Origin of the sequence: Pseudoalteromonas sp. MQS005, assembly GCF_001661605.1 — a bacterium.
Classification (GTDB): domain Bacteria; phylum Pseudomonadota; class Gammaproteobacteria; order Enterobacterales; family Alteromonadaceae; genus Pseudoalteromonas; species Pseudoalteromonas tetraodonis.
The window spans coordinates 39,627-47,649 of the sequence record NZ_LYRQ01000037.1 but is presented as its reverse complement, the minus strand read 5'-3'; the positions used below and the strand labels follow the sequence as shown (position 1 = coordinate 47,649).

6 protein-coding genes are annotated in these 8,023 nt (G+C 40.9%); 2 read left to right on the top strand and 4 right to left on the bottom strand.

Translation table 11 applies throughout. The features are described 5' to 3' along the window. Nucleotides 1–158: 158 nt before the first annotated feature. The 4 genes from A9479_RS13330 to A9479_RS13315 all read right to left on the bottom strand — a co-directional run bounded on the left by A9479_RS13330 (nt 159) and on the right by A9479_RS13315 (nt 5,112). Nucleotides 159–1,763: an ABC-F family ATPase gene (locus A9479_RS13330; protein ID WP_082918336.1), complete on the bottom strand. Its 1,605-nt coding sequence runs from the start codon at nt 1,761–1,763 to the stop codon at nt 159–161. A gap of 142 nt (nt 1,764–1,905) precedes the next feature. Then, a complete protein-coding gene (locus A9479_RS13325; RefSeq protein ID WP_231893567.1) occupies nt 1,906–2,691 on the bottom strand; it encodes an ABC transporter substrate-binding protein in 786 nt (261 codons plus the stop codon). A 91-nt stretch (nt 2,692–2,782) separates the two neighbouring features. Next, complete coding sequence (locus A9479_RS13320; RefSeq protein ID WP_064663645.1) at nt 2,783–4,294, bottom strand: ABC transporter substrate-binding protein; 1,512 nt, start codon at nt 4,292–4,294, stop codon at nt 2,783–2,785. Nucleotides 4,295–4,329: 35 nt separating this feature from the next. After that, nucleotides 4,330–5,112: an ABC transporter substrate-binding protein gene (locus tag A9479_RS13315; protein ID WP_064663644.1), complete on the bottom strand. Its 783-nt coding sequence runs from the start codon at nt 5,110–5,112 to the stop codon at nt 4,330–4,332. A gap of 453 nt (nt 5,113–5,565) precedes the next feature. Between A9479_RS13315 and A9479_RS13310 the strand changes: the two genes are divergently transcribed. Both A9479_RS13310 and A9479_RS13305 read left to right on the top strand, forming a co-directional pair. Continuing rightward, complete coding sequence (locus tag A9479_RS13310) at nt 5,566–6,165, top strand: bifunctional 2-polyprenyl-6-hydroxyphenol methylase/3-demethylubiquinol 3-O-methyltransferase UbiG (RefSeq protein ID WP_064663648.1); 600 nt, start codon at nt 5,566–5,568, stop codon at nt 6,163–6,165. Then, a complete protein-coding gene (locus A9479_RS13305) occupies nt 6,162–7,700 on the top strand; it encodes an HNH endonuclease (protein WP_064663643.1) in 1,539 nt (512 codons plus the stop codon). The genes A9479_RS13310 and A9479_RS13305 overlap by 4 nt, the downstream gene beginning before the upstream one ends. Nucleotides 7,701–8,023: the final 323 nt, after the last annotated feature.

Sequence of the window (8,023 nt, the reverse complement as noted above, 5' to 3'; positions counted from 1 at the left end):
AACCCCGAACCCCGAACCCCGAACCCCGAACCCCGAACCCCGAACCCCGAACCCCGAACCCCGAACCCCGAACCCAAATTACAGGCACAAAAAAACGGCGCTTAAACAAGCACCGCTTTTAAATGGTTTAGGCTGTTTTTTAACCTAAAACCTTTAACCTAAGCGACTTTAGTATTTTCTTCGCAGCTTGCTAGGTATTCATCAAACGTACCTTGAAAGTCAATTACCTGCTTGTTTTTAATATCAACAATACGGGTTGCCAGTGACGATACAAACTCACGGTCGTGGCTTACAAAAATAAGCGTGCCTTTAAAGTCTTTTAGCGCATTGTTAAGTGCTTCAATGGCTTCCATATCCATGTGGTTTGTTGGTTCATCCATTATCAGTACGTTAACGTCTTGCATCATTAACTTACCAAATAACAAACGGTTTTTTTCACCACCAGAGCAGTTACGGGCTTTTTTATTTGAATCGTCTGCAGTAAACAATAAACGGCCTAACATACCACGAACCATTAAATCGTTGTGCTTAGCGGTGCGCCATTGCGACATCCAATCAAACAAGGTTAAGTCGTTATCAAAGTCTTTGGTGCTGTCTTGTGGGCAATAACCAAACGTGGCGTTTTCTGACCACTTAACTTCGCCCTCGTTGCTTTTAAGCTCGTTAACTAAACAGCGTAAAAAGGTGGTTTTACCCACGCCGTTTTCGCCGATAACCGCCAGTTTAGCACCGGCTTCGAGTAGTAAATCACCACCAGTAAATAACGTTTCACCGTCAAACCCATGGCCAAGCTTGGTTAGCTCAAGCGCTTGGCGATACATTTTTTTGCCCTCATCAAAGTTGAGTGATGGGCTCATACGACTCGATGACTTAACTTCATCAAGCTTAATTTTATCCATTTTTTTAGCGCGCGAGCTGGCTTGTTTCGCTTTAGAGGCGTTAGCACCAAAACGGTTAACAAAGTCTTGTAACTCGTCTATTTCAGCGCTCTTTTTCGCGTTTTCAGCAAGTAATTGCTCGCGTTGTAAGCCTGAAGCTTCAAGGTATTTTTCGTAGTTACCTGGGTAAATACGCAGCTCACCGTAATCAATATCGGCCATGTGAGTACATACCGAGTTTAAAAAGTGACGGTCATGGGAAATAATGATCATGGTGCATTTACGTTGGTTAAGCTCATTCGCAAGCCACGTAATAGTATGAATGTCCAAGTTATTGGTTGGCTCATCAAGTAGCAAAATATCAGGGTTTGCAAATAATGCCTGTGCTAACAGCACACGTAATTTCCAACCTGGGGCTACGTTTGCCATTAAGCCATAATGAAACTCTTTATCAATACCCGCATCAAGCAGAATTTCTTCTGCGCGGCTTTCTGCGGTGTAACCGTCCATTTCAGCAAAAATGCTTTCAAGCTCGGCTACTTTCATGCCGTCTTCTTCGCTCATTTCAGGCAAAGAGTAAATACGGTCGCGCTCTTGTTTTACTTTCCAAAGCTCCACATCCCCCATAATTACCGCATCAACCACGCTGTATTGCTCAAACGCAAACTGATCTTGGCTTAGGTTACCTAATTTTAGCCCCGGCGTAATAGACACATTACCTGCACTAGGCGTAAGCGCACCGCTTAAAATTTTCATAAATGTCGACTTGCCGCAGCCGTTAGCGCCAATTAAACCGTAACGGTTACCGTTACCAAATTTAGCTGAAATGTTTTCAAACAACGGCTCTGCGCCAAACTGCATCGTAATATTTGCGGTGGAGATCAAAAAAAGTAATCCTAGAAAATTAATGGCAGGGTTAAGCTGCAGCAAGGCGCCGCATAAATAAACAAGCAATAGAGTAAATAATAGGCCGCGAATTATACAGACCCGCGCTTCAAGATGAAAGGTAAAAGAATAATCTACGGGTTCAGTAATGTGGGTAAATGGCTTGTATTGCGGATTTATTTTGCTTAATTAACTCATTTATAGCTTGTAACTCTATTTGGCTAATGGTTTTTTTACTTAGCATTAAATGAATAGAACTCTTATTGATGGCCGCCATATTAGTAACCGCTTCTATTGCTGGGTATTGGTTTATAAAATATTGCGCTGCTAGTTCGTCTTCAATTGCGTAATCAACTCTATTTTTATTGAGCATTGCAAAACGTTTCTCGGCGGTAGGCATCATAATAACGTTAGCGGGGTGGTTCTGTTTAAACAGCTCAAACGCAACGCCATAATAACTGCCACGGTTAACCGCCAAGGTTAAATCTTTATAAAAAATATCGCTAATGTTATTTAAATCAGGCGATTCGGTGTATTTATACAGCCGAATTACTTCATCACGATAGGCATCGCTAAAATAGGCAAAATCAGCTCTTGCTGATGTTTTACTGGCGGCAAAAATAACATCAATACGGCCTTCTTTTAATTCTTCAAAAGCGCGCGATGAGGTAGGCAGCAACATAAATTTTAAACAAAAAGATGAGCCGTTAAAAATCGTGTTTAACACGTCAATTTCAACGCCCGTCAGGTTACCGTTAACGGCAATTACATAGGGTGGCCAATTGTTTTCATTTGTGCCTACTTTAAGTGTTTTAAAGCAAGCAAATACGTTACAGCTGCTAAGCAGTAATACAACAAAAGCGACTTTAAGCATTTTATTACTCGAGGCTACAGCGTTATCATTACTAAAGTATAAACTAGACTGCAAATTTAGCTCGTTTTACATCAATTAAGCAACAATGCTGGCTTCCTATGTTTTACTAATAATGGCAAGTACGTTAAATAACGCTATCGTGTGTTTAGGGGGTTGGCACTAGCCCTAACGACGCCCTATAAGCTTTTAGCTGTTTGTCGCGGCCAATTTCATCGGTTAGTTTATTCCAGCCTTGTTCTATATTAATCACGGTTTGCTCAACAGACTGGGTGTGCCTTAGGTATTTAGCCACTTCAGTGTCGAGTATGTCTCTAAAGTAGCGGTTGTTTTCAAAAATTCTCAAATCAAGAATAATATTGGCGTTATTAACGGTTTTAGAAATAGAGCCCAAGTAAAAATGCAGCGTACTTTTACTCATGCCTTGTTTAAGCCAGCTTTTGTGGTTAACTAATTGAGAGGTGCGATACGGGTTCATACCGGTGGCACCTATGGTTACATCTTCATTCGATTGCAAAGGCTGAGTAACATACGACAAGTAGTTATAAGCGAGGTTTTTTTTGTGTTTTGAGCTGGCATTATTAATTGAGCCGACCCAACCACCAAAAGCTGCATAAGGAGCATAATTAATATCGCCAATGGCAAACGGGCATAAGTTAGCATTGCAACGTTCAAGCTGGCCTGTTTTACGGTTTAATACCTCAGTAGCTCCGGGCAATATACTCACCCCTGTTTTGTTTTTCACTTTAGACTCAGGTAATACGGCCATAGTACCAATGTCGCCCCATTCAATGGCTAAGGCGCAGCGACCGCTTATAAACGCATACCTTACATCATTGGTATCAAAGTTAAGCTCATCAGCAGAGCCAAATTCAGTGGTTTTTTTATAAATTTTTAAGGCTTTTTTAAAGGCATCGTTATTCACTAATGGCGCCATAGTTCTTGTATTAAAAAATATGCCTTGAGAAGTGCCTTTGCTTTGCAAAAAACTGCCCGCAATCGAAAGCAAAGACCAATACGATTGCTCATTGGCTTTTTTAGAAATACACGAGCCAAAATCGCCCTCGCCATCCCCGTTCATATCAACGCCATTTAATTGCTTAGCAATAGCAAGGTAATCATCCCAGGTTCTAGGTGGAGCCAAACCATATTTTTCTAAAATATCGAGGCGGTAATAAAGTAAATGTATATCACCATCGAGCGGAATCGAGTAAATTTGGCCGTTATATTTAGAGCTAAAGTCTCTAAAAAAACGCGATACATCATTCCATTCAATTAAAGAGTCGGAGGCTATGTAATTATCTAAACGCGCTAAGTAATTATTTTCTGCAAAATCCACCATCCAGAGTGAGGCGTAGGCAATAATATCGTATTGGCTCGTTGGCGAGCTTAAATCTTTGTTTATTTCGTTATATAACTGGCCAAAAGGCACTTTGGTGACATTAACTTTAATACCAGTTTGTTGTTCAAACTCTAAGCCTCGTTGAATTAAAGGTTTACTAATGAGGGTGCCTAAATCAACTGTAAGCACATTGAGCTGGGTAGTGGCTTGTTGTGGTGTGCTTGGTTGGCTTTCTATTTTAGAGTGGGGCAGGGTAATTTGTGCAACGCATTGAAAAGCCAACATTAAGCTTATAACTAAAGCAAATACAACTCTCATAAAAAACTCAACCACAGCAATATGTAATTACTACTCTAGTCTATATTTTGTGGAAAGGGAAAAGGCAGGTAGTTGTAAGCAACAAACAACGCCTCTAACTCACCGCTGGCAAGTAATTTTGCAAATCCGGCGTCAAAAATTTGTGCTAACTCACGACCTTTAGCGTTATCGGTAAAGGCAATGTATTGTTTTACAGGCACAATGTTTTCGATTTGATACTGCTGCGGGTCAAAATTCATTTTTGATAACTCAGTGGCGTTAGCAATCAGGGTTTGCTGCAGCGCTTTACGGTTATCTAAAAAGAAATCAAGCCTATCGAGCTTAAGCATTTTAACGCCTTCAATTCGCTGGGTAACCTGCTGCAAATCAATCGGCACATACAAATAATTATTGTAGTTAGCGCCCCTTAACGTACCCACCGATCTGTTTTGTAACGAATACTCGCCTTGCCAATTTTTAAACCGGCTTTTTTTAAACATCGCCGACACAAAAGTAATATCGTGATGCCACACCGGAAAGTACAAGCCTTCTACCTCATTTTGCCTTGCGCTTAACATGGCATCAGCATTGCCATTGGCCGTCCATCGATAAGCACGAGACTGAGGTACAATCATAATATTAAGTTCAATCGATTGCGCAGCAAAAATTTTAGTAAGCATATCAACATAAAGGCCAGAGCCGTCTTTTTCTACCAGCCCGTCAATGGTGTCGGTAGCCAGAACAATTTTTTTAATATCGCTCGACGCCCAACCACTGCTAGGCACGCCTAAACAAAGCGCTAAAAGTACAGCTAAACACCACCTAAACCTAACATTCATTGTAAGTAACACCTCGGTACTTAAACACAGCAACACCAACAGTAAATTCATACTAGAAAAAGTTGAATAACGATCTTATGGGTAAACATAGCACACTATAATGACCAATAAGTGAACGGTGTAAAATAGCATCATTTTAACCCTAAAGCATTTAATTAATACCCCTGTTTTTAAGGGGGATTAAAGCAAGTGTTTGCAGAGTTTAACAAGCGATAATGATTTAAATAGCTGCGAGTGTTTTTTATACAACCTAAACCTTTTCAAAGGTGTAGATCTATTAGGTAAAAGTGTAAATAACATGGATTTATAAGGTTAAACAGTGCTTTTTTGTAATAAAAACATACTACTTAGGGCGTATATATTGCTGTGGCTCTATATTTTTAAATGTTGATACTGTAGATTAGTTATAAATGAATACCAGATTAATAAATAAACCAAGGAGCGGTGAATTTAGTGCCTACTAAAACACTCAATTACTACAATCAAAACGCACAAAGCTTCAGCGATTCAACGCTTAATGTTGATATGTCGGCGCTTTACGCTGAGTTTTTACCGCTTATCCCTAAACACGGCCATATATTAGATGCAGGCTGCGGTAGCGCCCGCGATGCCATGTATTTTAAACAGCAAGATTTTACTGTTAGCGCATTTGACGCAAGTTCCGAGCTTGCAAAGTTAGCCAGTAATTACTTACAACAAGCTGTAGAAGTTAAAACCTTTCAGCAGCTTAATTGTACCAATAAGTTCGACGGCATTTGGTGTTGCGCCAGCTTATTGCACGTTCCAAAAGTAGAGTTACCGCAGGTGTTTTTAAAACTGCAAAATGCCCTAAAACCAAAAGGTGTTTTGTATGTATCGTTTAAATATGGCACGCAAGAGCGTGTGCACAATGGCCGCGAATTTACCGATTTAAATAAAGATGGCCTAACCGCATTAATTGCCCACCACACCGAGCTTAAAATACTAAAACAATGGCAAACGGTCGACCAACGAGCAGAGCGCGAAAGCGAAGTGTGGCTTAATGCATTAATTAAAGCAGTGCCTGTTTTATGATGGGCACAATGCAACAACAACTCGACTTTATTGCGTATATTCAACGCATGCTGGTTGAGGGCGATTTTAGTGCAACCTACAAATTTGCATTGCTGCATGCTTTGGCTGATGTATGTGTTGAACAGCCACTTCAATCAGAGCAAAGTGAATTGGTCATAGAACTGCCAACGCTTGCTGACAAACTCATTACCTTGTATTGGCATCATGCAATGCCGTTTCCCTCAGAACATACTGGTGAAAGTGCAATGCTTTTACAAAATACCGGTGCGCAATCAAAAGTAATTAGCGTATTGTTTGAATGCCAACAAAACAATATTCGTAACTTACGCCAGCTAAAGCAAAGTGGTTTTTACAAGCCGACTTTTAATGCCGCTATGGCAACCTTAAAAAGTGGCCCACTTTGGCGCTTACAAATACTTGCCAAGCAAGAAGAGTGCTTTTTATATCCGCATACTAAAAACCCTAAATACATTACTTTGAATGCAGGCATTGCTAGTTGTTTTAGGCGTTTTTACGATCTAGTAACGTATTTAGCTAAAAATGCGTGGCTACAAAAAATTCAAAGCATAAAGCACAACCAAACACTTATTGGCCCGCAAAGCCAACTGCATGATTTTTTATTTGGCTTTGACCGTAACGCACTCACCAAAGCAAAACCTGTTTTGGTAGAGCTGCAATCAAACAGCTGTTTTTATTGCCAAAAGCCAATGAAAAATGATGTTGAAGTCGATCATTTTATACCGTTTGCCCGCTACGCAAACGACTTAGGCCATAATTTTGTGGCAGCGCATCGCACATGTAATAACAATAAACGTGACTTTTTAGCTGCACAGCAGCACCGCGAGCGTTGGCAAAAGCAAAACTTGGTTGTTAACAGCCAAATTATTAGTAACGAGCTAAGTGCGTATTTTCACTGCGATGCAGATAAATCTCTCGCAGTAAGCAATTGGGCCTATCAGGTGGCACAAGCCAACAACGCAAAATTATGGCTTGGGAATAAAGACCATTTTGAACAAGCAAAACCAACTGCTGAGTTGTTTACGTTTCCAAATGCACCACAACCTGAATTAGATCAAGTCGCTGAGCCCGAAGTTAGCTTAAAATCAATTGATGATGCGCTAAAGCTGCCGTACTTCCCCAATATAAAAATAGCCTGTGGGCATTTTAAAACAGGGGATGAAAGCGATATGGAGTTGATGGATGCACCACTTGGTGCAGGCAAGCTCGACCCGCAAGTGCATTTTTTAGCACGCGCTTCGGGTAACTCTATGAATGGTGGTAAACACCCAATACTTGATGGTGATTTACTGCTACTTGAGCTTATAACGTCCGATAAAGCAGGATCGTTACGCGGCCAAATAGTGGCGATAGAGCGAGATGATATAGGCGGGGAAGGGCAGTATTTACTGCGTAAAGTTAATAAATTACCAAACGGGCAATATGAGCTAATAGCTCAAAACCCCGATTACGAAGTAATGATTGCCGATGAAAGCATGCGAACCTTTGCGCGGTTTAAACAAGTGGTTATAGAGTAGCTGTAGTCGCGATCTTACAACGCGTTTTTAAATTGTAGGTTGTGCTTTAGCGCGTCAATGTAATTGATATTATTAGGGGTTGTGAAGGGATTTAATAACCTCTATTCGAGGTTTTATCGCGTTGGCGATGGCAACCAAAGGGCGGCTGCCGCCGACCGCCCTTTGGAATCCCACGGCGCCCCGAGGATCACACTGTGTCCTCAAGTTAAAAATTGATGTGAACGTAATCGCCGTGTATTCGCCATCCATGGCGAAGTCACGGCTTAACTTGCATCCATGCAAGTGATTACTCATCAATTTATACCTTTCGGGTGTGATCACGG

Bases quoted from the DNA above. Each gene is read 5' to 3' on its own strand.
- A9479_RS13320 (WP_064663645.1), bottom strand. From the start codon at position 4,294: ATGAGAGTTGTATTTGCTTTAGTTATAAGCTTAATGTTGGCTTTTCAA.
- A9479_RS13315 (WP_064663644.1), bottom strand. From the start codon at position 5,112: ATGAATGTTAGGTTTAGGTGGTGTTTAGCTGTACTTTTAGCGCTTTGT.
- A9479_RS13305 (WP_064663643.1), top strand. From the start codon at position 6,162: ATGATGGGCACAATGCAACAACAACTCGACTTTATTGCGTATATTCAA.